Origin of the sequence: Burkholderia sp. AU4i, assembly GCF_000466765.1 — a bacterium.
Taxonomy (GTDB): domain Bacteria; phylum Pseudomonadota; class Gammaproteobacteria; order Burkholderiales; family Burkholderiaceae; genus Burkholderia; species Burkholderia cepacia.
Window position 1 is genome coordinate 1 of the sequence record NZ_ASSI01000089.1, and the last position, 23,517, is coordinate 23,517.

Consider the following 23,517-nt stretch of genomic DNA (forward strand, 5'->3'; position numbering starts at 1 on the left):
GTCGAGCGATACGCGGCGACCGCCTGTGCGGCCTGCGCGCGGCGCAACGCGACGGCGCTGCGCCGGCGCCCGCCGTCGAACAGCGGCGCACTCGCACCGGCGCCGGCCATCCATGCGAGCGAACGCGCGAGCGTCGCGCCCGAGAAGCCGTCGATCGCCGCACCGATCACGCCGATCAGTTGCAGGTGCGGCTTCAGGTCGGCCTCCGCCACGCCGATCCGTGCATAGGCGGCGACGACGCGCGCCTCGGCCGCGCGCACGTCGGGCCGGCGGCGCAGCAAGTCGGCCGGCGTGCCGACGCCCGGCGCGGCGGCCGTCCACACCGGTTCCGGCGCGGGCGGATCGACGCGCGCGTAGATGGCCTGCGGCGTGGACGCTGTGATGATCGACAGCCGGTGGATCGCGGCCTGCCGCTGAAGTTGCAGCGCGGGCAGCTCGGCCAGCGTCGTTTCCGTCTGCGCGGCGGCGCGGTCCACGTCGGCCACCGGCACGACGCCCGCGTCGAACAGGCGCCGCGTCGATTCCTCGGTGCTGCGCTGGCTCGACGCGTTGGCCTCGACCAGCGCGAGCCGCTGCTCGAGCCCGCGCACCGTCACGTAAGTGCGCACGGTTTCGTCGATCGTCGCGATCCGCACCGCCGCCGCATCGTTCTGCGCGGACGCGATATCCGCGTCGGCGGCCGACACGCCCTGGCGGATGCGCCCGAAGATGTCGATTTCCCACGCGAGGCTCGCATTCAGGTCGAACGCGTTGCCGGTCGTCGGCGTATCGGTCGGGAATGCCTGCGAGGCGGAGAGCCGCTGGCGGCCGGCGCCTGCGTTCAGGTCGACCGAAGGGAACCACTGCGATGCCGCGCCGATCCGCACCGCGCGCGCCGCGTCGATGCGTGCGACCGCAGCCTGCAGGTCGAGGTTGTTCGCGAGCGCCGTGTCGACCAGCCGGTCGAGGATCGGGTCGTGGAAAGCGTGCCACCACGCGCCGGTGTCGGCGGCCGGGCCGCCGGCCGCGAGATCCGCGTTCGCATAGGTCGCGGCCAGCGGCGGCGGCGTGACGGTGGCGACCGGCGCGCTCGTGCACGCGGTCAGGACGGCCGCCGCGGACAGCGCGGCCACGAGTCGAACGAACTTCATTGCACCACCTCCGTCGCGACGGTCGCGACAGCGGCCTTGCGCAACGCGAGCCGGCGAACCATCACATAGAACACGGGCGTAAACAGCAGCCCGAAGAACGTCACGCCGATCATCCCGAAGAACACGGCCGCGCCGACCGCCTGGCGCATTTCCGCGCCGGCGCCTTCGGAGATCACGAGCGGCAGCACGCCGAGGATGAACGCGAGCGACGTCATCACGATCGGGCGCAGCCGTTGCACGCAGGCTTCGACGACGGCCTCGACGAGTTCGGTGCCGTCGGCCTCCAGCTGCCGCGCGACCTCGACGATCAGGATCGCGTTCTTCGCGGCGAGCCCGACCAGCACGATGAAGCCGATCTGCGTGAGGATGTTCACGTCCTGGCCGAGCGCGCGCACGCCGAGCGACGCGGCGAGCAGGCACATCGGCACGATCAGCAGGATCGACACGGGCAGGCTCCAGCTGCCGTACTGCGCGGCGAGCACCAGGTAGACGAGCAGCACGCACAGCGGAAACACGAGCAGCCCCGTGTTGCCGGCCGTGGTCTGCTGATACGACAGATCGGTCCATTCGAACGAAATGCCGGGCGGCAGCACCTGTTTCGCGAGCGATTCCATCGTCTTGATCGCGAAGCCGGAACCGAGGCCCGGTGCCGTATCGCCGTTGATCTCGGTGGCCGGATACAGGTTGTAGCGCGGCGCGCGATCGACGCCGAGCGTGTCGTCGATGTGTGTGACGCTGCCGATCGGCACCATCTCGCCGTCGCGGTTGCGCACCTTCAGCCGCGCGAGGTCGGAAGCGCCGACGCGGAACGGCAGGTCGGCCTGCGCGGTCACGCGATAGGTGCGCCCGACGATGTTGAAGTCGTTGATGTAGGTCGAGCCGAAATACGTCTCGACCGCGTCGTTGATGGCCTGGCTCGGCACGCCGAGCATCTCGGCCTTCTCGCGGTCGAGCTCGACGTGCACCTGCGGGCTCGTCGCGGAGTAGGGCGTATAGACGCCGACCATGCCGGGCGTGCGGTTCGCGGCCGCCACCAGATCCTGCGTCGCCTTCGCGAGCGCGGCGGTGCCGAGGCCGTTGCGGTCTTCGAGCCGCATCGCGAAACCGCCCGTGCTGCCGAGGCCCTGCACCGGCGGCGGCATCGCGACGACGATCGACGCCTCGGTGACGGCCGCGAGCCGCTTGCGCATCTCGGCGGCAATCGTGTCGATCGTCAGGCCGCGCGCCTTGCGTTCGGGCCAGGGCTCGAACACCGGGAACAGGCCGGCGCTATTCGCCGAGTTCGTGCCGGTCGCCGCGTTCACGCCGGAGAACACCGGCACGCGTGCGACACCGGGCACCGACAGCGCGATGTCCTCGATCTTGCGCGCGACCGCGCTCGTGCGTTCGAGCGTCGCGCCGTCGGGCATCCGCACGAGCACGACGAGGTAGCCGCGGTCCTGCGCGGGAATGAAGCCCTTCGGGCTCGACACGAGCAGGTAGCCGGTCGCGGCGATCAGCACCACGTACAGCACGCCCATCGCCGGGATGATCCGCACGACCTTCCTGACGAGCCGGCCATACGCATCGGACAGGCGCTGGAACATGCGGTTGAACGCGTTCGAGAAGCGCCGCGCGACGCGCATCGCCGGCGCGAACGGCGCGGCCCGGCGCGACGCCGGTGCGGGTACATCGTGATCGCCGGTGTGCGCTTTCAGCATCATCGCGGAGAGTGCGGGCGCGAGCGTCACCGACGTGAAGAACGAGATCGCGGTCGACACGGCGATCGTCACACCGAACTGGCGGAAGAACTGGCCCGAGATGCCCGGAATGAACGAGGTCGGCACGAACACCGCGCACAGCACGAGCGTGATCGCGAACAGCGCGCCGCCCACCTCCTTCATCGTCAGCAGCGTCGCGTCGCGCGGCCCGGCACCGGCCGACAGATGCCGCTCGACGTTCTCGACCACGACGATCGCGTTGTCGACGACGATCCCCACCGCGAGCACGAGGCCGAACAGCGTCAGGTTGTTGATCGAGTAGCCGAGCGCGGCCATCGCCGCGAACGTGCCGACGAGCGACACCGGAATCGACAGGATCGGGATGATCGACGGCCGCCAGCCCTGCAGGAACAGCAGCACGACGAACACGACGAGCACGACGGCTTCGTAGATGGTCTTGACGAGTTCGTGGATGCTGTCGCCGATGAAGGCAGTCGGGTTGTAGCCGATGTTGTAGACGATGCCCTTCGGGAAGTCCCTGGCCAGTTCGGCCATTTTCTTCTCGACCGCATCCATCGTCGCAACCGCGTTCGCGCCGGGCTGCTGCAGCACCTGCAACGCGATCGTCGGGTGGCGCAGCATGTAGCTGTCGGTCGCATACGCGAGTGCGCCGACTTCGACGCGCGCGACATCCTTCAGCCGCACGAGCCGCCCGTCCTTGCCCTGCTTGACGACGATGTCGCTGAAATCCTCGGGGCGCTTGAGCCGCCCTTCGAAGATCAGGTTCGGCTGGAACGCCTGGTTCGTGATCGGCGCCTGCGCGACCACGCCGCCCGCGAGCTGCGTGTTCTGCGCCCGCACCGCGGCGATCAGGTCGCCGGGGCTCAGGCCGAACGACGCGACGCGCTCGGGATCGAGCCAGATGCGCATCGAGTATTCGCGTGCGCCGAGCGGGTTGATGTCGCCGACGCCCTCGATCCGCTTCAGCACGTCCGCGACGTTGCGGATCGCGTAGTTCGACACGTACAGCGGATCGTAGCGCTGGTCCGGCGAGTACAGGAAGATCGTGCCGAGCTGCGTCGGCGAAGACTTGCGCACCGACACGCCGCTGCGCTGCACGGGCTCCGGCAGGCGCGGCGTCGCGAGCGCGACGCGGTTCTGTACGAGCACCTGCGCCTTGTCGACGTCGGTGCCGGGCTTGAACGTCACGGTGATGTTCAGGCTGCCGTCGGACGTCGCCTGGCTGTACATGTACAGCATGTCCTCCACGCCGTTCACTTCGAGTTCGATCGGCGTCGACACCGTTTGCGACACCGTTTCCGCGGACGCGCCCGGATAGGTCGCCTGGATCACGACGGTCGGCGGCGCGATGTCCGGATACTCGGACACCGCGAGCGAGAAATAGGCCAGCGCACCGGCGATGGTCAGCACGATGGACAGGACGATCGCGAGCACCGGTTGCTGGACGGACAGACGGCCGAGGTTCATTGCGCGCTCCCGGTCGTGCCGCTCGCCGCGCGGGTCAACGTGGCGGCTTCGATCGCGCGCGGCACGGCCTTGACCTTGTCGCCGGCCTGCACGCGCTGGAAGCCGTCGACGATCACGCGGTCGCCCGCGTTCAGCCCCGCATCGATTTCGCGCAGGTTGCCGTACAGGCGGCCGGGCGTCACCGGGCGGATCGCGACGGTGCCGTTCGCGTCGACGAAATACAGCACGCGGCGCGTCGCATCGGTCGCGACGGCCGCATCCGGCACGAGCAACGCGTGATGCGCGACGCGGCTCGACAGATAAACGCGGCCGAACTGGCCGGGGCTCAGGCGCCGGTCCGGATTCGCGACGCGCGCGCGTTGCCGCAGCGTGCCGGTCGAGTCGTCGAGGCGGTTGTCGACGAAATCCATCGTGCCCGTCAGCGACGGCTGCGCATCGCCCGGCAGCGCGATCGCGACCTGCCGCGACGACGCGCTGCCGCCGCTTTTTTGCGCCTCGCGCGTATAGCGCAGGTAGCTTGCCTCGTCGACATCGAAGTAGATGTCGATCGGGTCCTGCGACACGATCGTCGTCAGCACGGTCGCGTCGCTGTCGCCGCCTTTCACGAGGTTGCCCTCGCTGACGCGCTTGCGGCTGATGCGGCCGGACATCGGCGCGACGATGCGCGTGAACGACAGGTCGAGCCGCGCGCGTTCGAGCGCACCTTGCGCGCTCGTCACCTCGGCCTGCGCACTTTGCACGGCCTGCCTGCGCTGGTCGTAGAGGCTCTGCGCGATCGTGTCGGTCCTGATCAGGATGCTGGCGCGTTCGAAATCCTGCCGGCTCAGCTTCAGTTGCGACTGCGCGCGTTCGAGCGTGCCTTGCGCGGCCGTGACGGCCGCTTGATACGGGCGCGGGTCGATGACGAACAGCAGGTCGCCCTTGCGGACGGTCGCGCCGTCCTGGAACGCGACCTTGTCGAGATAACCGCTCACGCGCGGGCGCACGTCGACGGTGTCGACCGCTTCGAAGCGGCCCGTATAGACGTCGACGTCGTTGACGTCGCGCGCGACGGGCGCGCTGACGATCACGCTCGGCGTCGCGGCCGGCGCCTTGTCGTCCGACCGGCAGCCGGACAACGCGACGAGCGCGGCCAGTGGAATGGCGGCCAGCACGGCCGGTCGCGCGATGCGCTTCAATCCTGGATATCGGTTCATACGTGTGCGAAATATCGAGTGGGGCGCCTGGCGCCGGATGGTGCGCAGTATCCGGCGCGGCGCGCGGCGGATAAACGGATGAAGCGGCATAAGAACTTGTACTGCGCAGTCACGAATCGGCGTACGCGGTGACGATGTGCGAGCGGGTTTCGCGGGGGCAGGGCGGGGGAGAAAAAATGCGGCGACGACACGCGGCCCGAATGCCTGTTCAGGCGATTCGGGCCGGCCATGCGGAAGGGCGGGACGAGCGGCGGCGCGTATCGGGAGGCGGACGCTCTTGCGTGTCGGCGTGGCTCAATGACCGCGATAGATCGAGTCGCGGCCGTTGATCGTCGTCACGCGGCCGGATTCGCCGGCGGTGCGCGCTTCGCTGCCGTAACCGGATGTCGCGGCGGCCGGTGCGGTGCCCGGCGCATTGTGTGCGACGGCGTTTTCACGCACGCGTTTTTCAGCGGCGAGGATCGCGACCGGGTACTGGTTGTGGTCCAGCGCCGGGGTGTAGCCGACCGCCGCGAGGCGGGCCATTTCGGCCTTCACTTCGGCGCGGGTCAGTTGATGGTCGGCCTGCTGCGCGAACGACAGCGCCGGTGCGGAAAGGATCAGTGCGGCAAGCGTGGAAGAAATCAGCGTTTTCATCATGGGTACCTGTCGGGTCGAGTGAACCGCAACCACGTCGATGTCGTTGCGAGTGCAGCCAATATAGGTATCGCGGCGCCCGGGAAAAACGGCTGCCGGCCCAAATGATTTTTGATCTGGAATCACGAATCGGGTGTGAATTCGGTCGAAAGCCTTGCCGGTCGTGCGTCCGGCCGGAACGGGGTGCCGGGGCGGGTCGTCGACGCCGGCCTTGAAACGGCCGTTCAGACCTCCGGGGACTCAAGTGTGTCGAATTCCGTCTTGGACAGACTTAACCGACGTACCTAGACTGAACCCGCTTTCCCTCATTCCCTGGAGAAAATCATGAGTCTCGAAGACAAGCTGCCCGGTAACAAGATCCTTGGTTTCGGTACTGCGCCGCTCGGCAACATGTTCCGCAACATCCCCGACGCGGAAGCCGCGGCCACCGTCGAAGCGGCATGGCAACACGGCATCCGTTATTTCGATTCGGCTCCGTTCTACGGCGCGGGCCTGGCGGAAATCCGCCTCGGCGATGCGCTGGCGAACCACCCGCGCGACGAATATGTCCTGAGCACCAAGGTCGGCCGCGTGATCCTCGACGAAATCGAAGACGTGTCGGCGCGCGATCTCGGCGAAAAGGGCGGCCTGTTCGAACACGGCCGGCCGAACCGCATCGTCAACGACTACACGGCAGACGCGACGCTGCGTTCGATCGAGGACAGCCTGAAGCGCCTGCGCACCGACCGCCTCGACATCGTCTGGGTGCACGACATCGCGCAGGACTTCTACGGCGACGAATGGCTCGCGCAGTTCGAAGTGGCGCGCAAGGGCGCGTTCCGCGTGCTGAGCAAGCTGCGCGAAGAAGGCGTGATCAAGGCATGGGGCCTCGGCGTGAACCGCGTCGAGCCGATCGAACTGGTGCTGGACCTGGCCGAACCGCAACCGGACGGCATGCTGCTGGCCGGCCGCTACACGCTGCTCGACCACGAGCGCGCGCTGCAGCGCGTGATGCCGGCGGCTGCCGCGCAGAACGTCGGGATCGTCGTCGGCGGCCCGTACAGCTCGGGCGTGCTCGCCGGCGGCACGCACTTCGAATACCAGAAGGCGTCGCCGGACATCCTCGCGAAGGTCGAGCGGATCAAGGCGATCGCGACGCGCTACGACGTGCCGATCAAGGCCGCCGCGCTGCAGTTCTCGATGTCGCATCCGGCCACCGTCGCGGTGATTCCGGGCGCGAGCCGTCCGGAGCGGATCGCGGAAGACCAGGCAGCGCTGAACGTGGTGATCCCGGCCGACTTCTGGCGCGAAATGCGTGAGCAAGGTCTGATCGCGGCGAACGCGCCGTTGCCGGCCGATCGTTGATCCTGACGTCAATCCCGAAAGGTGATGACATGGCACAGGCCAATGCAAGCATCGAACTCCCGGCTTCGGCCGGGGCGGTCTGGCAACTGATCGGCGGCTTCGGGGCGCTGCCTGACTGGCTGTCGTACATTCCGGACAGCGAACTGAGCGAAGGCGGACGCGTGCGGCGTCTCGCGAACCCGGCCGGCGAGGCGATCGTCGAGCGACTGGTGGCGTTCGACGAAGCGCAACGCAGCTATACGTACGCGATCCTCGAGGCGCCGTTTCCGGTCGTGAACTATCGCTCCACGCTGCGCGTGCGCGAAAACGGCCCGAACGCGTCGACCGTCGAGTGGTCGGGCACGTTCACGCCGCGCGGCGCGACCTACGACGACACCGTCAAGCTGTTCCGCGGGATCTACGAAGACGGCCTCGCGGAACTGGCGAAGCGGTTCGCGGCGGCCTGACGGCAGCGCAACTCGGCGCATCGCGTCGCATCGCATCGCGTGAGCAGGAGCCCGGCGATATCGGGCTCCGTCAGCGCCTTTGTCGCGGGTTCAGGCTCGCAGCGAAGGCGTTGGCATGTTTGCTTCGCCTGCGCGAGCGCACCGATGTGCAGGCCCCCCGGCCATCCGCAGCGTTACTTTCCGGCCACCGCGACGACTTCTTCGCCGGTCAGGATTTCGCGGAAGATGCCGACCAGCGGCCGCAGGTTGACCTTGTGCCACGCGGCCCACAGCGGCGTGCGGTAGCTGAACCACGGCAGCTCGCGCAGCACGACGCCTTCCGGCACCTGGTGACGCAGGCTCTGCTGGATCATCGTCACGCCGAGCCCGGCGGCGACGAGGCCGAGCGCCGCGAGCGGCTCGGTCGCTTCCACCGAAATGTCCGGCGAAAACCCGGCTTTCGCGCACGCCGCGACGAACGCGCCGTGACGCGGCGCGCTTTCGTGCTGCGTTACGCCGATCCACGCCTGCGCGGCGAGATCGTCGGCGACGAGCGTCTTCTTCTTTGCGAGCGGGTGCCCGTCGGGCATCGCGAGCAGCATCGGGTCGTTCAACACCCTCATCGAATCGAGTTCGGGATCGTCCGGCGCGGGCGGTTCGGTGACGAGCGCGATGTCGAGGCTGCGTTCGCGCAAGCCTTCGAGCTGCGCGGCCGATTGATAGTTGTACAGAGCGATGTGAACGGACGGGCGATCGGCACGCAGCGTCTTCAGCGCGCGCGGCAGCACGCCCGAGTGCGTGGCCGTTTCGAGGTAGCCGATGCACAGGCCGCCTTCGTCGCCGCGGCCGAGCCGGCGCGCGAGCGATTCGAGGCGGTTCGCGTGACGCAGGAACGCGTGCGTTTCGCTGAGGAACGTGCGGCCGTCACGCGTCAGACGAATGCGCTGCTGGCTGCGTTCGAACAGCGTCAGCCCGAGCTTTTCCTCGAGCTGCGCGATCTGGCGGCTGAGCGGCGATTGCGAAATGTGCAGGCGTTCGGCCGCGCGGCCGACGTGTTCCTCTTCCGCGACCGCGATGAAATACTGAAGCTGGCGGATGTCGAGCATGCAAGACCTTATGGGACTCAAGTTTGATGAATTATGTCTTGGGCGGACTTATGTGTGCAACCTAGACTGGGTTCACTTTCCTGTCCGACCCGGAGCAACCGATAAGTCTCAAAGACATCCTGTCGGCCGATAACCGGCTCGGTTTCGGCGCGGCGCCGCTCGGCAACATGTTCCGCGACATTCCCGACGCTGAAGCGGTCGCCACCGTCGAAGTTCAGCGGCATCGACGTTCGATATCTCCGCCGATTTCCGGCGCGAGATGCGCGGGCAGCAGTTCGTCGCGGCCGATGCGCCGTTGCCGATCGATCGTTGAGCGCCGGGCGGCACGCTGATCGATCGGGTAATGGCCGCGTATGCGGGCAAGTGCGTGGCGGCCAAGGCGTTCGAGCAGGCTGTGCCCGATGGTGACGTCCGCGTCTCAGCTGCTGTCGATGACGGGCGATGCGTTCTGCGCTGATTTGCGCGATGCGTTTGCGAGGATGCGGGAGAAGGGCGCCGCATGATTCGGCGGGAAGGGGAATGCAACAGCGGCAGCGACAGCGACAGCGAGCGCGCCGGGTGCCGTCGGGCACCGCGGCGCGCGATCGTTCAGGCGACGGCCGTGTCGGCCGCATCGACCGCCGCGGGCGCCGCCGCCGCCGCGCCTGCCAGCCGCCGATAACGCGCGAGTGCCCACAGCGGGAAGTACGCGGTATAGCCGTGATACTTCAGGTAGAAGATGCGCGGGAAGCCGGGTGCGTTGTGCGAACGATGCCACCAGAAACCGTCTTCCTGCTGCACCGACAGCAGATACGCGATGCCGCGCTTTACCGAATCGGATTCGCAGTCGCCGAACGCCATCTGCGCGAGCAGCGCCCATGCGGTGAAGTTCGACGTGCTCTCGCCGCCATTGGTGCCGCCCAGCTTCGGGTCGATATAGCTGTCGTTCGTCTCGCCCCAGCCGCCATCCGCATGCTGCCTTGAACGCAGCCATTCGATCGCGCGTGCGATATACGGCTGCGACTTGTCCTCGCCGGCGAGCGCGAGGCCGGCCAGCACGCTCCACGTACCGTAGATGTAGTTCGTGCCCCAGCGGCCCCACCAGCTGCCGTCGGGCTGCTGCGTGCGCTTCACGTATTCGATGCAGCGCGCGAGCGACGCGCGTTCGTCCGCGCGTTTCGTCACGCCGAAGCACAGCAGCACGCGGCCCGACACGTCCTCGGTCGGCGGATCGAGCAGGGCGCCGTGATCGGCGAACGGGATCGCGTTCAGGTACATGCGGTCGCAGTCGGCGTCGAACGCCGCGAATCCGCCGTTGCGCGATTGCAGCCCGCGCATCCAGTCGAGCGCGCGCGCGACGCGCGTTGCATACGGATTCGTGCCGTCCGCGTTGCGATGCGTGCGGCCGCGGCGATCGAGCATCGCGGTGACGACCGCGGTGTCGTCGATGTCGGGGTAGTACGGGTTCGCGTACTGGAACGCCCATCCGCCCGGCTGGACGTCGGCCGGCGCGTTCTCGATCCAGTCGCCGCGCAGGTCGTTCACCTGGCGTTCGGCCAGCCAGTCGTACGCGCGCGCGATGCGTGCGTCGAGTGCGCGCCGCGCGTCGTCCGGCTCGCCGTCTTCCGGCACCGCCACGCCGCGCGCCTGCTCGAGCGCCATCGTGCTCCACGCGGTATCCCACACCGGCGACAGGCACGGCTGGCAATACATGCTGCCGTCCGGCCGCGTGACCAGCAGCTTTTCCAGCGCGTTCTCGCAGTCGCGCCGCAGCGGATGATCGTCCGGGTAGCCGAGCACCTGCATCATCTGGTAGCTGTACACGATCGGCGGGAAGATCCCGCCGAGCCCGTCCTCGCCGTTCATGCGCTCCGCGCACCACGCTTCGGCGTGGCGGATCGCGCGCTGCCGCAGGCCCTTCGGCATCAGCGGCTCGACATGGCGCACCGTGCGGTCGAGGGCGAGGAACAGCTTGCGCATGCCGCGCGCGGGCGGGAAGTACCGGCGTTCTTGATCCGGCGGCGTGACGAACAGCTCGCGGATCGAGACGTTGCGCGGATTGCGGGCGCGCGCCTTCAGCGAGCACAGCACGAGCAGCGGCACCATCGTCGTGCGTGCCCAGTACGCGACCTTGTACATCGAGATCGGCACCCACTTCGGGAACAGCACGAATTCGATCGGCATGAACGGCGCCGCGCGCCACGGCACCTGGCCGAACGTCGCGAGCAGGATGCGCGTGAACACGTTCGAGCGTGCCGCGCCGCCGAGCTTCAGGATCGCGTCGCGCGCGCGGACCATGTGCGGCGCGTGCTCGCTGTCGCCGGCCGCCTTCAGCGCGAAGTACGCCTTCACGCTGCACGACACGTCCGGATCGCCGTCGACGTACAGCGCCCAGCCGCCGTGCGTGTCGAGCCGCTGGTTCGCGCGCAGATAGCGCGCCATCCGCTCCTGGCGGAGATCGTCGATCTTGTCCATGAAATGCATCATCAGGATGTATTCCGCGGTGATCGTCGCGTCGGATTCGAGTTCGAAACACCAGCTGCCGTCAGGCTGCTGGAGACGCACGAGGGCGTCGCGTCCACGGGCGATGGCGGTGTCGAGCGCGGACCAGGGGGAGAGGGTGGATTGAGTCATGCGGCGGATCATACCATCCAGCCGGAATGTTTATATCGAGACGCCCGGTGCTAACATCCGCACCATGAAAAAGCACCTCGAACCCGCGCCGCACGATGTGGCCGAGCCTGCCGAACCGGCTGCCGTGGCCGGTGCGCGGGCGCCTGAAGCCTCGTCGGCGCCGACCGTCGCCACCGCCGGCGTGCGTCGAAAAAAAGCACCGGACCAGGTGCGCGCGCAGCTGCTGGCGGCCGCATCGGAAATCGCGACACATCACGGCGTGGCCGCATTGACGCTCGATGCGGTGGCCGAGCGCGCCGGCGTGACGAAGGGCGCGTTGCAGTATCACTTCGCGAACAAACAGGGTCTGCTGGATGCGCTGTTCGGTCAGGCGACCGGGCGGTTCGCCGCGCAGATGGCCGAGCGGGTGGCGGCGGATGCCGGCGGCGCCGGTGCGGCGGCGCGGGCCTACATGCACGCTGTGCTCGACGAGTCGCAGCCGGTCGCGAGTACCGATGTGCTGCGCGTGCTCGTCGCGTCGATGATTACCGACCAGGACACGCGCGAACGATGGTCGGTGCCGATGCGGGAATGGACGCGCCCCGACCCGGTGCCGCTCGAGCAGGCCGCGACGCTGATGATCTGCCGGCTCGCCGCCGACGGGCTATGGATCTCGCAGTTGCTCGACAGCGTCGAGATCTCCGCCGAATTGCGCGCGGAGATCGAGCGGCAACTCGACGCGATGAGCCGTGGCGAGTTTCCGAAGGGGCGCGACGGGGCCGCGTGACGCGTGACGCGTCACGCGTCACGCGTGCGCCGCGGCGTCAGGCCGCATTCGCGCGCCGGTCCGGCGGCGCGCTCAGAACTGCGCCTGCAGCGTGACCGCCCTGGCATCGCGCCAGACGGTCAGCGGCACCACGGTGCCCTTGGCGGTCGCATGCACGGCGTCGGCCAGGTCGGCCATCGTCTTGAGCGGGCGATCGCCGAACCGGATCAGCACGTCGTAGTTCTTCAGGCCGGCGCGATCGGCGACGGTGCCGGGCAACACACCGAGGATCTGCATCGCGCTGCTGGGGACCTTCATCCCCTCCTGTATCCCTTCGTCCAGCTCGACAAAATGCACGCCGAAGCCCATCGGACGGTCCTTCAGTTCCTCCGGCACCAGACGGCGGTCGTTCGGAATGCTGGTGAGAAAGCGCGACAGGTACGTGGACGGAATCCGGATCCGGAAGACCTTGCCGACCGGGTCGTAGTCCGAGAGGCTGAGCACGAGGTCGGTCCCGCTGATCTCGTAGGTCTTCAGGTAGAGGCGGTCCAGCATGACGAAGACGCCGCCGTTGACGGGCCAGGTCTTGGCGCCATCGGCTGACGTGTTCCAGTATGGGGTGTCGGCGTAGCCGCCGCCGTTCAGCGTCGGAATCACGACCGGGATCTTCGGCTGCCGGTAGTGGGTGCCGTATGTCCCGTAATCGCGCACGGTATTGAAATTCCACTTCTGCGTCGTATGGAACGCGACGGCCAGCCCCAGTACCGAGTCGACGCCTTGCGGAGACTGGACGAGCGTCAATTGCGCGTCGACGATGCCTTGGTCTGCCGACAGGCCCGAATCGCTGATGGTCAATACGGGGGAATCGTAGCGGGTGTAATCCGGGAAACGCTCGGACAGCCACGTATAGACGGGCGGCGCGGCCTTTTCCTGCGCCAGTGCCGCTTGCGCGGCCAATAACGACGTCGCCAGCACGGCGGCAAATACAAAACCACGTTTCATCTCGGAATGCCCTCTTATCTGTTCTGTTATTTGAATGGAGGTGGCGCGGAGTCGCCACGGAATTCCCCGTTCATTTTCCGGCAAGCGTATCAGTTTTAAGCCTGCCGGTTGAAGTATGCCGCTTCGAATCCGCTTGCTCGCGATCGGGCAGTTGATTATTCTGATGCGCATGACCCATTCGCAAACCCGTTCGATTATTCGCGCCGCAATGTTGCCGGCGGGATAACGATCGACTGAATGGATATCGTCACAACCCGCCCGGAAGGCGGGTTTTTGCTTTCTGGGCATGCGACGGAGAGCCTGGAAATGCAGACAGCGAAGTCACTCCACGCAACTGCATCGAACGATGCCGTGTTGCTCCACATGGTATGCGGCAAGATCGCGTCCGGAAAATCGACGCTCGTCGCGCGGCTTGCCAGCGCCGGGCCGGTCGTTTCGATCAGCGAAGACGCGTGGCTCGCGCATCTTTATCCGGGCGAGATCCTGTCGATCGACGACTACGTCCGGTGTGCGAGGCGCGTCGGCGTCGTGATTGCCGATCATGCCCGCGCGGTGCTGCAGGCCGGCGTGTCGGTGGTGCTGGATGTGCCGTTCAATACCGTCGCCGCGCGCGCATGGGGGCTCGCCGTTGCGCAGGCCGCCGGCTGCGGCCATCGGCTGCATTACCTCGACGTTACCGATGCGGTCTGCAAGTTGCGGCTGCGCGCGCGCAATGCGCGGGGCGATCATCCGTTCCAGGCATCGGACGCCGAGTTCGACAGGATGACGCGGTACTTCGTCGCGCCGACGGCGACGGAAGGGTTGAACATCGTCGCTTATGACGAAGCCGGCGTCGTCAAGCCGGGTTCGTGAGGGAGGTCCGTCGATCGTCCACCGGGAAGGGCGCGAGACCGCTCAGCGTCGATTGACCCAAGGGCATTCCGGCCGGCCGCGGCGTGCCCTTTGCAGTGCGCGGGAGCCGGAGGAGAATACCGGCGGAAATCTCTTCGGAGGCTGCCCGACATGGCCCGATTCCAGCCCGACGGATGGCATACCGTCACGCCCCGCATCGTGGTGCCGGATCCGGAACACCTGATCGAATTCATGCGATCGGTGTTTCACGCCCAGGGCGCGTTCCGCCCCGGGTTGCCCGCGGAAATCCGGATCGGCGATTCCGTCGTGATGATCAGCGGCGAAGACGGCCTGCGCGATCCGATGTCCGCGTTTCTGTACGTCTATGTCGAGGATACCGACCTGACCTATCGGCGGGCGCTCGCGGCACACGCGATTCCGCTCGAAGCGCCGGCCGACATGCCGTATGGCGACAGGCGGGCTATGGTGAAAGACCGCTGGGGAAATACATGGCAGATCGCGACGCATCAGCGCGATCTCCCGGTTGATGAGATCCGGTCACGGCTGGCCGGCGGCGGTTAGATACCTGTCGGGCGCGTCGAGCGATTCGCGTGCCTCGTGTTCCTCATGTTCCGCCCGACGCTCGCGGAAAGCGACCCACGCAATCGTTGGCACTGCTTGGCGCGCGAGTCGAGCGCATCTTTCCGCTTCCTTTGTCGCAATCGTCAAGATTCGCGTCGCGTGCGGATAAAACCTCCCCGTTCCACCCGCCGTTAACCCGTTCGCAGCCCATGCGCCGCGTGTTGCGACACGGCGCGCGTCTTTCGTGATCCGGAATCCACATCCGCCGCTGGCCGCGCCCGGCCGGCGCAAGGGAACGTCATGCGAAAACAACTCACTATCCGTGGTGGCCTCGTCGCGACCATCGCGGGTTATACCGTGCTGCTCGTGCTGGTGGTCGGCGCATGCATCGCGGCCCTCTATATGGGCAACGGTTCGCTCGAGGCGATGTACCGCGACGACACCGCGTCGCTGCTGCACCTGAAGACCAGCTCCGAGCGCATGCTCGTGCTGCGCGAACGGATGAGCGACGTCGCGCAGGTCATCAGTGCCGGCCGGTCGGCGAAGGAGGAGGTCGCGAAAGTCCACGCGCTCCTCAAGCAGAGCAACGACGAACTGGATGCCTACGCGCGCCTGCATGCGCGCAGCGCCGACGAACAGGCGCTGTTCGACACGCTGCAGAATCGCCGTCGGGCCCTGCTCGACGGCGTGTTCCTGAAGGCGCTCGCGCAACTCGACGGCGACGACGCGTTCGGCTTCCTCGACACGCAACGCACCGCGCCGCCGGCCCTGTTCACCGCGTACCAGGAGGCGATCGATGCGCTCGAATCGTTCCAGGTTGCGCGAGAAAAGGCGCGCTACGAGGCGGCCGGTGTCCTTTTCCACCGGATCGTGTGGGGGATGGTCGCGGTCGCGGTGCTCGCGCTCGTCGTCGGCTTCGTGGCGCAGCGCGTGCTCGCGAAGGCGATCATCGAGCCGATCAGGCTCGCGGTCGGTCAGTTCGAAAAGATCTCGAAGGGCGACCTGACCGGCACGGTCGTCGTGCCCGGCGAGAACGAGATGGCGTATCTGCTGCATGCGCTGAAGCGGATGCAGGACGGCCTCGTCGACACCGTGAACCAGGTGCGCACGAGTACGGAGACGATCGTCGGCGACGTCCGCACGATCGCGAGCGGCAACGTCGACTTGTCGGCGCGTACCGAGCAGCAGGCCGTTTCGCTGCAGCAGGCGGCGGCGAGCGTCGAGCAGCTGACGGCGGCCGTGCGCCAGAACGCGGACAACGCGCGCGATGCCCGCACCTACGTCGAGGGCGCGGCGGGCATCGCGTCGCGCGGCGGCGACGCGATGCAGCGCGTCGTCGAGACGATGTCGGCGATTTCGCACAGTTCCGCGAAGATCTCCGGGATCGTCGGCGTGATCGAGAGCATCGCGTTCCAGACCAACATCCTCGCATTGAACGCCGCCGTCGAAGCCGCGCGCGCGGGCGAGCAAGGGCGCGGCTTCGCGGTCGTCGCGACCGAGGTGCGCGGGCTCGCGCAGCGCTGCGCGTCGGCGGCGAAGGAAATCCGCGAGCTGATCGGCCATTCCGCGCAGCGCGTCGAGGACGGCAGCGGTCTCGTCGCACTGGCCGGCTCGGCGATGGCCGAGCTCGTCGCCGCGGTCGAGCGCGTCAATACGATCATGAGCGACACCAGCCACGCGTTCGAAGAGCAATCGTCGGGCATCGAGCAGGTGAACGCCGCGGTCATCCAGATGGAGCAGGCGATGCAGCGCAATGCCGCGCTGGTCGAGGAGGCCGCGGCCGCCGCGCTGTCGCTCGACGAACAAGGCGCGCGGCTGAGCGCGGCGGTCGCGCAGTTCCGTCTGCGTGACGACGCGCTCGCGTGATGCCTCGACGCGGGCGACGGGCACCGGATCGTCGGGCCGCGATCGCGGCAGGACACGGTGCGGACGTCGTCGAAGCAGCACGCTTCTGGTGCGGACATCCTGCCTGCCGATATTGACTCAACCGACGCGCCGGCACGATGAGGAACCGGATCCAGGCGAGCGTCGAACCCGATGCGCCGCTGTTCTCGTTCAGTGCCCGCGATGCGGCGACGGCGGCGCGGCGACACCTGTCGGCAAGGGCGGCAGCGCGATTGCCGCCAGGTTCTCCACAGGGTTATGCACGGAAATTGTGGATAAGTCGGCGGCCGGTGCATAACTGCCGACGCGTTCCTGAACGCGGAGGTTGCAATGTGACATCGCGCGGCGCGAATTGCTTTGCTGGAAAGATCGTTTAGTGGCCGAAGCGGATCGGAATAGCATGACGACTCCCCTCAACCGGCCGTCGCATGCGAGGCCGATGATTGCGACCTTACCGGCCCCACCATGACGACACTGAACGACTATCTCGAACAGAAGCGCGACGCCTGGCTCGCGAAAAAGGATGCCGCGCGCAACGATCCGGAATTCAAGGCGACGCCGCTGAAAGCGACCGTGCGTGCACTGGGCCGCAGCGGCGTGCGCGAGATCCGCATTCGCGATTTCCAGGTGATCAGCGACAGTCCGCCCGACTTTGCGGGCTACAACCTCGGGCCGGCGTCGCCGGAGCTGCAGCTCGGCGTGCTCGGCAGTTGCCTGACGCACATCACGCTGATCCAGGCCGCGGAGCGCGGCCTGAAGATCGACTCGATCGAAGTCGAGGTGACCGGCGACCAGCATCCGCTCGCGCAGCAGCCGGGCTTCGAGCATGTGCCGGTGTTTCCGCACAACCTCCGCTACACGCTCGATATCGTGTCGCCCGAACCGCCGGAGACGATTCGTGCACTGCATCAGGCGGTCGAGGCCGTGTGCCCGATCTTCAACCTGTTGACGCTGCCGCAGACGATCGACGGCGAATTGCGGCATACGCACGGTTGAGCACGGTTGATGTGCGTCGGTGCACCGGCGCGTCGCGGCATCGTTCGGGGCTGCGACGTGAGCGGGCACGCTCGATCTCCCGCGCACCCTGTTGGGGCGCCGATACGACGGCGATGCTCGCCGCACGCGCGTGACACTGCGGATGCGTTGCCCTGGCGTTGAACGTGTGCCGGATCGGGGTCGGGAGATGCCAGCGACGAATCGGTGATGAATCAGTCCGGAATCAGATCGCGCGAATGTTCGTCCGCTGGAAAACGCGCGCTTTCATCAGTGCGCGCGTCATCGTTACCGCGATATCTGCATTGCTGTCGATGCGCGAGTGCGCAGGCAGAACGCGCGGCGGGGCTGCATCGGGCTTCCTCGAGTGAGGGGGAGAGCAGCGATCGGGAGAGGTGTCGGGCGAGCGGCCCGACGCACCGGTTGCTGCCTGCCGTGAAGCCGGCCGGCCCGCACACGGGCCGACCAGCTGCCGCAATGCCGTCCGCTCAGGCCGCTACCCGCTCGGCATCGCGCTTGACCTGCTCGATGTCGCGGAACTGCGCGGCCGGATGTTCGTCCGGCAGCCGCGCCGATCCGCCGAACAGTTTCTCGCGCAGCGTGCCCGGCGCATAGCCGGTCGGATACACGCCGCGCCGCTGCAGTTCAGGTACGAGATGACGCACGACGTCCTCGAAGGTTTCGTGCGCGACCGCATACGCGAGGTTGAAGCCGTCCACGTCCGTTGCGGCGACCCATTCCTGCAGGATGTCCGCGACCGTCGCCGCCGAGCCGACGAACACCGGGCCCAGGCCGCCGATGCCGCCCCAGGCCGCCAGTTCCTCGATCGTCCAGGCGGTGTCGCCGCCCGACAGGTGTTCGACCGCCGACACGATCGCATTCGTCTCGACGCGCCGGACGGGATCGTTCGGCGCGTACTGGCCGAAGTCGATGCCGGTCCAGCCGGACATGAATACCAGCGAGCCGTCATACGACACGTACTTGCGATATTCGTCGAACTTGGCCTGCGCCTTCTCGTCGGTTTCGTCGACGATCACGGTGACGAGGTTGTAGATCAATACCTTGCTCGCGTCACGCCCCGCGGCGGTGGCCTGCGCGCGCACGTCGGCCACGTAGCGCGCGAGCTGCGCGCGGGTCGGCGCGGCGACGAACACGCATTCGGCATGCTGCGCGGCGAACGCCTTGCCGGGGCCGGACGCGCCGGCCTGGAACAGCACCGGCGTGCGTTGCGGCGACGGTTCGCACAGGTGGTAGCCGGGCACGTCGAAGAAGCGGCCCTTGTGGCCGATCTCGTGCACCTTCTCCGGATGCGTGAACACGCGGCCGTCGCGGTCGCGCACTACCGCGCCGTCTTCCCAGCTCCCTTCGAACAGCTTGTACAGCACCTCGACGTATTCGGCCGCGACCGCATAACGATCGTCGTGCGTGCGCAGGCCGTGATCGCCGACGTTCTTCGCGCCGCTTTCGAGGTAGGACGTGACGATGTTCCACGCGAGCCGGCCCTTCGTGTGATGATCGGCGGTCGACAGCCGGCGCGCGAACGTGTACGGGTGTTCGAACGTCGTCGACGCGGTGATGCCGATGCCGAGATGCTCGGTCGCCATCGCGATCGGCGCGGCGAGCTGCAGCGGATCGTTGACCGGGATCTGGGCGGCCTGGTGCAGCGCGTGATAGTTGCTGCCCTTGTAGACGTCGTAGTAGCCGATCACGTCCGCGATGAAGATCGCGTCGAAGATCCCGCGCTCGAGCACGCGGGCGAGGTCGGTCCAGTAGTCGAGATCCTTGTACTGCCACGACCGGTCGCGCGGATGGGCCCACAGCCCGGGCGACTGGTGGCCGACGCAGTTCATCTCGAACGCGTTGAAGCGGATGGTCTTGCCGGTCTTGCTCATTGCGCGGCTCCGGTTTCTGCTTGCGTGTCCGCGCCCGCGCCCGTGCCGTTGCCGACCTGCCAGACGAACGGCGGCGTGCGCCCGTTGATGACCCAGTCGCCGACGATCCGCGCCTTGTAGACGAGCGGATTGTGTGACGACACGGTGCGCGCGTTGCGCCAGTGGCGGTCGAGCGCCGTCGTGCTGCGCGTGGCGGACGCCCCGAGCGCGTCGAACAGGTGCGTCGCCGCACGCAATACGAGTTCCGACACGACGAGCTGGCTCTGCGCGGATTCGATCTCGGCCGCGACGTTCGCATCGTGCTCGGCCGCCGCGTCGCCGCCGAAGTGCGCTTCGTAGGCCCGTTGCAGCGGCTGCGCGGCGCGCTGCGCGAGCGCGTCGGCCGCGTAGGCCCACGACGCGATCTCGCCGACCACCTGCTGCAGCTGCGCGTCGTCGCCGGCACGCGGTGCGTTGCCGTGGCTGTACACGCGGGTGCGGTGGCGCACCAGCTCGCCGGCGTCGCGCACGATCGCGTGGCCGATGCCGGCCAGCGTCGCGATGTGGAAGAGCTGGTAGAACGCGGTCTGGTACTTGAAGCGTCGCGCGAAGTCGATCACGTCCCGTGCGTCGACCGTCGCGTCCTCGAAGCGCGTGGTGCCGCTGCCGGTCGTCGTCTGGCCGAAGCCGTCCCAGTCGTCTTCGCGGATCACGCCGGGTTGCGCGGTCGCGACGGCGACGATCACGTCGCTGCCGTCGCTCGCGCGTTGCGCGAACACGTCGATCCAGTCGGCAAACAGGCTGCCGGTGCTGTAGAACTTCCGGCCGTTCAGCACGAGCCGGCCGTTCTTTTCCGACACCTTCGTGATGGTCTGGCCGAGCGACACGTCGCCGGTCTCGGTCCATGCATTGCCGACGAGCTGGCCGCTCGCGAAGCGATCGAACCACGTCTGGCGATCGGCGCCGGGCGGCGCGTTCAGCCAGTCCTCGACGAACGCGAAGTGCCCGCGCAAGGCCTGCGGCAGATTGGAATCGGCGGCGCCGAGCTCGGTCAGCAACTGGAACAGCTGCGGCAGCGATGCGCCGGCGCCGCCGTCGCGCAGCGGCAGCCGGACGGCGCCGAAGCCGGCGGCCTTCAGCCAGCCGATCGCCTCGTGCGGCAGTTCGCGGCGGCGTTCGCGTTCCGCGGTGCCGGCCGCGATGCGTTCGAAGATCGGCCTGAAGCGGCTGGCAAGCGCGTCATAGTCGGTGCCGGTGGAAAGTTCGGTTGCGGCGGGAGATGAAGTCATGCGGTGGTCCTTGAAAGGCGGGGGCCGTCGATGCCGGCAGGCCAGTATAGGAAGCACGATGCGGACGATCCAATAACGGATTCGTACATCCTTATCGCTGCCGGGCATTACGCGGGCGACGCGCCGTGGCATCGATGCCGGGGCGTCGATGTCGCTGCTGACGCGCGGTTTTTTTCGCGCGGCGTGCCGCATCGTTTGTCGTTCGAAGGAATATCGTTGTGCGAATCGCTCGGTTTGCCGGCGCTCGGTGCGCTGCTAGATTGAACGTTTCCGTCAACCAGCAGGAGAGCCCGATGTCAGAGACGAGCGCCACGATCCAGGAACGACCGGCCGATACGCAACCGCAGGCGGCCAGCGTGATCGCCGACGACGCACAGGCCATCGCGGCCGCGCACGCGCTTGCGCAACGGCTTGCGCAAGGCGCGGCCGAGCGCGACCGCGAGCGCCGGTTACCGCGCGACGAGATCGAATGGTTCTCGCAGTCGGGGCTGTGGGCCATCACGGTGCCGAAGGCTTACGGCGGTGCGGGCGTCTCGCATGTGACGCTGACGGAGGTGGTGAAGATCGTCGCCGCGGCCGATCCGTCGCTCGGGCAGTTGCCGCAGAATCATTTCGGGCTGGTCGACGTGATCGCGCTGACCGGCACCGACGCGCAGAAGCGCCTCTTCTTTTCCGAAGTGCTGAGCGGCAAGCGGTTCGGCAACGGTTTTTCGGAGAAGGGCACGAAACACGTGCTCGACCTGAAGACGCGCGTGCGCCGGGACGGCGACGATTACGTCGTCGACGGCACCAAGTTCTATTCGACCGGAGCGCTGTTCGCGCATTACGTGCCGGTGCTCGGTCTCGACGACGAGCGCCGCGCGTGGCTCGCATACATCCGCCAGCCGGCGCCGGGGCTGACCGTGATCGACGACTGGTCGGGATTCGGGCAGCGGACCACCGCGAGCGGCACGGTCGTGCTCGACAACGTGCGCGTGCCTGCGTCGCACGTGCTGCCGGCGCAACGCGTGTCGGACCTGCCGACGCTGAACGGGCCGCTGTCACAGATCATCCAGGCCGCGATCGACGCGGGCATCGCCCGGGCCGCGCTCGACGATACGCTGGCGTTCGTGCGCACACGCACGCGGCCGTGGGTCGACAGCGGCGTCGAGCGTGCGGTGGACGATCCGCTGACGATCCGCGAGATCGGCCATCTGCACATTCAGCTGCATGCGGCGGAGGCGTTGCTCGAGCGCGCGGCGCGCACGCTCGACGAGATCGCGGCGCGCGGCGACGTGACCGAGGACGACGTCGCGCGCGCGTCGGTGGCGGTGGGCGAGGCAAAGGTGCTGACGACGGAGATCGCGCTGCTCGCGGGCGAGAAGCTGTTCGAACTGGCCGGCACGCAGGCGACGCTTTCCGAGCACAACCTCGACCGGCACTGGCGCAATGCACGCACGCATACGCTGCACGATCCGGTGCGCTGGAAATATCACCTCGTCGGCAACTACTACCTGAACGGCGTGCGCCCGGCGCGCCATGCGTGGAATTGAAGCCGTTGCGATCGTGGTTTTTCGCCCGGCGATGACCGAGTGAACCGCCGCGGTCTGATGCATCCGCACGATCGTGTGGCGAACCCGGCACTGCGTTCGACGCGCAGTCGCCGGGATCAACGGCGGATCGGGCTGCCGATCGTGTGCCGTGAAGCACTTGCGGCGATAATCGGCATCCCGACCCCGACTGCCGCCCCTCATGACCCTCCCTGCGTTCACACCCTTTCAGGATCTGGCCAAGGCCCTGCTGGCTCACTGGAGCGGCGCCGACGGCGACGGTTCCCACGACACTTCGCATCTGCAACGCGTATGGAAGAACGCGGCCGCGATCCACGCGGAGGAAGGCGGCGACGCCGAGGTGCTGTTCGCCGCGACATTGCTGCACGACTGCGTGGCGGTGGAGAAGGATTCCCCGCTTCGCGCGCAGGCATCGCGGCTGTCGGCGCAAAAGGCCCGGCAGGTGCTGAAGTCGCTGGATTGGCCTGACGCGAAGATCGACGCCGTTGCTCACGCGGTCGAAGCGCACAGTTTCTCGGCCTGTATCGCGCCGACGACGCTCGAAGCAAAGGTGTTGCAGGACGCCGACCGGCTCGATGCGATCGGCATGGTAGGCGTCGCGCGATGCTTTTATGTCGCGGGCCGGATGGGCAGTGCGCTGTACGACCCGGCCGATCCGCACGCATCGGAACGGGAACTCGACGACACGCGTTTCGCGATCGATCACTTCCGCACGAAACTGCTGAGGCTTTCAACCGGTTTCCAGACCGTCACCGGTACCCGGATGGCGATCGTTCGTCGCGACCGGTTGCAGCGCTTTCTCGACGAGTTCGCCGACGAGATCTGATTTCGTCGACGGAGCCTTCGGATGAGCAGTCGGCCGGAATCGGGAATGACGATTTCATTTCATTGTGCGAACGATTTCACGATGAAACCCTTCCACTACGGTTGGGATCCGATATGCGTCGAAGAACGATCGGCGACTCGTCCGCATCGCGGAGAGTATCGCCCGACCGGGCAGGCAAGACGGCTGTCCATCGCGGAGCCGAATATCGACGTTACCAAAGCATGAACCGTAGAGGTCGCTTTTTTTTGCGAGCCTGCAGCGTGGAAGCGCATCGCGCAACGGCTGCCCTGCAATCGAAGCCCATGC

Annotated in this window: 19 protein-coding genes and 1 pseudogene; 11 read left to right on the forward strand and 9 right to left on the reverse strand. The window is 67.4% G+C overall.

The window, feature by feature from the left end; translation table 11 throughout:
- From L810_RS20560 to L810_RS20575, 4 genes are all read right to left on the reverse strand, one after another.
- Window positions 1-1,130 (reverse strand): efflux transporter outer membrane subunit (locus L810_RS20560; protein WP_042975525.1); only part of this gene is annotated, 1,130 nt, incomplete at its 3' end.
- Window positions 1,127-4,318, reverse strand: a complete 3,192-nt coding sequence (locus tag L810_RS20565; RefSeq protein ID WP_021160202.1) for an efflux RND transporter permease subunit — start codon at window positions 4,316-4,318, stop codon at window positions 1,127-1,129. The genes L810_RS20565 and L810_RS20560, both read right to left, overlap by 4 nt.
- Complete coding sequence (locus L810_RS20570) at window positions 4,315-5,514, reverse strand: efflux RND transporter periplasmic adaptor subunit (RefSeq protein WP_021160203.1); 1,200 nt, start codon at window positions 5,512-5,514, stop codon at window positions 4,315-4,317. The genes L810_RS20565 and L810_RS20570 overlap by 4 nt, the downstream gene beginning before the upstream one ends.
- Before the next feature lie 294 nt (window positions 5,515-5,808).
- Complete coding sequence (locus tag L810_RS20575; RefSeq protein ID WP_021160205.1) at window positions 5,809-6,153, reverse strand: DUF4148 domain-containing protein; 345 nt, start codon at window positions 6,151-6,153, stop codon at window positions 5,809-5,811.
- A 321-nt stretch (window positions 6,154-6,474) separates the two neighbouring features.
- Between L810_RS20575 and L810_RS20580 the strand changes: the two genes are divergently transcribed.
- A complete protein-coding gene (locus L810_RS20580; RefSeq protein WP_021160206.1) occupies window positions 6,475-7,494 on the forward strand; it encodes an aldo/keto reductase in 1,020 nt (339 codons plus the stop codon).
- A 29-nt stretch (window positions 7,495-7,523) separates the two neighbouring features.
- Window positions 7,524-7,940, forward strand: a complete 417-nt coding sequence (locus L810_RS20585; protein ID WP_021160207.1) for an SRPBCC family protein — start codon at window positions 7,524-7,526, stop codon at window positions 7,938-7,940.
- Window positions 7,941-8,113: 173 nt separating this feature from the next.
- Here the strand turns inward: L810_RS20585 and L810_RS20590 are convergent, their stop codons facing one another.
- Window positions 8,114-9,025: a LysR family transcriptional regulator gene (locus L810_RS20590; protein ID WP_021160208.1), complete on the reverse strand. Its 912-nt coding sequence runs from the start codon at window positions 9,023-9,025 to the stop codon at window positions 8,114-8,116.
- A 101-nt stretch (window positions 9,026-9,126) separates the two neighbouring features.
- On the opposite strand from L810_RS20590, the pseudogene L810_RS49160 reads away from it, so the two are divergent.
- Window positions 9,127-9,237, forward strand: a pseudogene (locus L810_RS49160) (aldo/keto reductase); the annotation flags it as partial.
- 376 nt (window positions 9,238-9,613) lie between these two features.
- On the opposite strand, the gene shc reads toward L810_RS49160, so the two are convergent.
- Window positions 9,614-11,650: a squalene--hopene cyclase gene (gene shc / locus L810_RS20595; protein ID WP_042975527.1), complete on the reverse strand. Its 2,037-nt coding sequence runs from the start codon at window positions 11,648-11,650 to the stop codon at window positions 9,614-9,616.
- Between the two features lie 52 nt (window positions 11,651-11,702).
- Between shc and L810_RS20600 the strand changes: the two genes are divergently transcribed.
- Complete coding sequence (locus L810_RS20600; RefSeq protein WP_042975529.1) at window positions 11,703-12,404, forward strand: TetR/AcrR family transcriptional regulator; 702 nt, start codon at window positions 11,703-11,705, stop codon at window positions 12,402-12,404.
- 72 nt (window positions 12,405-12,476) lie between these two features.
- On the opposite strand, the gene L810_RS20605 is transcribed toward L810_RS20600, so the two are convergent.
- Window positions 12,477-13,673, reverse strand: a complete 1,197-nt coding sequence (locus tag L810_RS20605; RefSeq protein WP_081712884.1) for a PDZ domain-containing protein — start codon at window positions 13,671-13,673, stop codon at window positions 12,477-12,479.
- 18 nt (window positions 13,674-13,691) lie between these two features.
- Here L810_RS20605 and L810_RS20610 point away from each other — a divergent pair, with 18 nt between their 5' ends.
- From L810_RS20610 to L810_RS20625, 4 genes are all read left to right on the forward strand, one after another.
- Window positions 13,692-14,237 carry an AAA family ATPase gene (locus tag L810_RS20610; protein ID WP_021160213.1) on the forward strand — a complete coding sequence of 182 codons (546 nt, stop codon included), beginning with the start codon at window positions 13,692-13,694 and terminating at the stop codon, window positions 14,235-14,237.
- A gap of 150 nt (window positions 14,238-14,387) precedes the next feature.
- On the forward strand, window positions 14,388-14,798 hold the full coding sequence (locus L810_RS20615; protein ID WP_021160214.1) for a VOC family protein: 411 nt from the start codon (window positions 14,388-14,390) through the stop codon (window positions 14,796-14,798).
- 300 nt (window positions 14,799-15,098) lie between these two features.
- Window positions 15,099-16,664 (forward strand): methyl-accepting chemotaxis protein, encoded by a 1,566-nt coding sequence (locus L810_RS20620; RefSeq protein WP_021160216.1) that lies wholly within the window; start codon window positions 15,099-15,101, stop codon window positions 16,662-16,664.
- Window positions 16,665-17,147: 483 nt separating this feature from the next.
- Window positions 17,148-17,678 carry an OsmC family protein gene (locus L810_RS20625; RefSeq protein WP_021160217.1) on the forward strand — a complete coding sequence of 177 codons (531 nt, stop codon included), beginning with the start codon at window positions 17,148-17,150 and terminating at the stop codon, window positions 17,676-17,678.
- 485 nt (window positions 17,679-18,163) lie between these two features.
- On the opposite strand, the gene L810_RS20630 is transcribed toward L810_RS20625, so the two are convergent.
- Complete coding sequence (locus L810_RS20630) at window positions 18,164-19,567, reverse strand: LLM class flavin-dependent oxidoreductase (protein WP_021160219.1); 1,404 nt, start codon at window positions 19,565-19,567, stop codon at window positions 18,164-18,166.
- Entirely contained in the window at window positions 19,564-20,835 is a 1,272-nt protein-coding gene (locus tag L810_RS20635; protein WP_021160220.1) for an acyl-CoA dehydrogenase family protein, read from the reverse strand. Before L810_RS20635 ends, L810_RS20630 begins: the two co-directional genes overlap by 4 nt.
- Before the next feature lie 293 nt (window positions 20,836-21,128).
- Between L810_RS20635 and L810_RS20640 the strand changes: the two genes are divergently transcribed.
- From L810_RS20640 to L810_RS47400, 3 genes are all read left to right on the forward strand, one after another.
- Entirely contained in the window at window positions 21,129-22,367 is a 1,239-nt protein-coding gene (locus L810_RS20640) for an SfnB family sulfur acquisition oxidoreductase (RefSeq protein ID WP_021160222.1), read from the forward strand.
- Between the two features lie 199 nt (window positions 22,368-22,566).
- Window positions 22,567-23,211: an HD domain-containing protein gene (locus tag L810_RS20645; RefSeq protein ID WP_021160223.1), complete on the forward strand. Its 645-nt coding sequence runs from the start codon at window positions 22,567-22,569 to the stop codon at window positions 23,209-23,211.
- A 45-nt stretch (window positions 23,212-23,256) separates the two neighbouring features.
- A complete protein-coding gene (locus tag L810_RS47400) occupies window positions 23,257-23,436 on the forward strand; it encodes a DUF2827 family protein (RefSeq protein WP_021160224.1) in 180 nt (59 codons plus the stop codon).
- Window positions 23,437-23,517 lie beyond the last annotated feature (81 nt).

Bases quoted from the DNA above. Each gene is read 5' to 3' on its own strand.
- L810_RS20585 (WP_021160207.1), top strand. From the start codon at position 7,524: ATGGCACAGGCCAATGCAAGCATCGAACTCCCGGCTTCGGCCGGGGCG.
- L810_RS20630 (WP_021160219.1), bottom strand. From the start codon at position 19,567: ATGAGCAAGACCGGCAAGACCATCCGCTTCAACGCGTTCGAGATGAAC.
- L810_RS20590 (WP_021160208.1), bottom strand. From the start codon at position 9,025: ATGCTCGACATCCGCCAGCTTCAGTATTTCATCGCGGTCGCGGAAGAG.
- L810_RS20605 (WP_081712884.1), bottom strand. From the start codon at position 13,673: ATGCCCAGAAAGCAAAAACCCGCCTTCCGGGCGGGTTGTGACGATATC.
- shc (WP_042975527.1), bottom strand. From the start codon at position 11,650: ATGATCCGCCGCATGACTCAATCCACCCTCTCCCCCTGGTCCGCGCTC.
- L810_RS20635 (WP_021160220.1), bottom strand. From the start codon at position 20,835: ATGACTTCATCTCCCGCCGCAACCGAACTTTCCACCGGCACCGACTAT.
- L810_RS20575 (WP_021160205.1), bottom strand. From the start codon at position 6,153: ATGATGAAAACGCTGATTTCTTCCACGCTTGCCGCACTGATCCTTTCC.
- L810_RS47400 (WP_021160224.1), top strand. From the start codon at position 23,257: ATGACGATTTCATTTCATTGTGCGAACGATTTCACGATGAAACCCTTC.
- L810_RS20615 (WP_021160214.1), top strand. From the start codon at position 14,388: ATGGCCCGATTCCAGCCCGACGGATGGCATACCGTCACGCCCCGCATC.
- L810_RS20625 (WP_021160217.1), top strand. From the start codon at position 17,148: ATGACGACACTGAACGACTATCTCGAACAGAAGCGCGACGCCTGGCTC.
- L810_RS20600 (WP_042975529.1), top strand. From the start codon at position 11,703: ATGAAAAAGCACCTCGAACCCGCGCCGCACGATGTGGCCGAGCCTGCC.
- L810_RS20620 (WP_021160216.1), top strand. From the start codon at position 15,099: ATGCGAAAACAACTCACTATCCGTGGTGGCCTCGTCGCGACCATCGCG.
- L810_RS20570 (WP_021160203.1), bottom strand. From the start codon at position 5,514: ATGAACCGATATCCAGGATTGAAGCGCATCGCGCGACCGGCCGTGCTG.
- L810_RS20640 (WP_021160222.1), top strand. From the start codon at position 21,129: ATGTCAGAGACGAGCGCCACGATCCAGGAACGACCGGCCGATACGCAA.
- L810_RS20610 (WP_021160213.1), top strand. From the start codon at position 13,692: ATGCAGACAGCGAAGTCACTCCACGCAACTGCATCGAACGATGCCGTG.
- L810_RS20645 (WP_021160223.1), top strand. From the start codon at position 22,567: ATGACCCTCCCTGCGTTCACACCCTTTCAGGATCTGGCCAAGGCCCTG.
- L810_RS20565 (WP_021160202.1), bottom strand. From the start codon at position 4,318: ATGAACCTCGGCCGTCTGTCCGTCCAGCAACCGGTGCTCGCGATCGTC.
- L810_RS20580 (WP_021160206.1), top strand. From the start codon at position 6,475: ATGAGTCTCGAAGACAAGCTGCCCGGTAACAAGATCCTTGGTTTCGGT.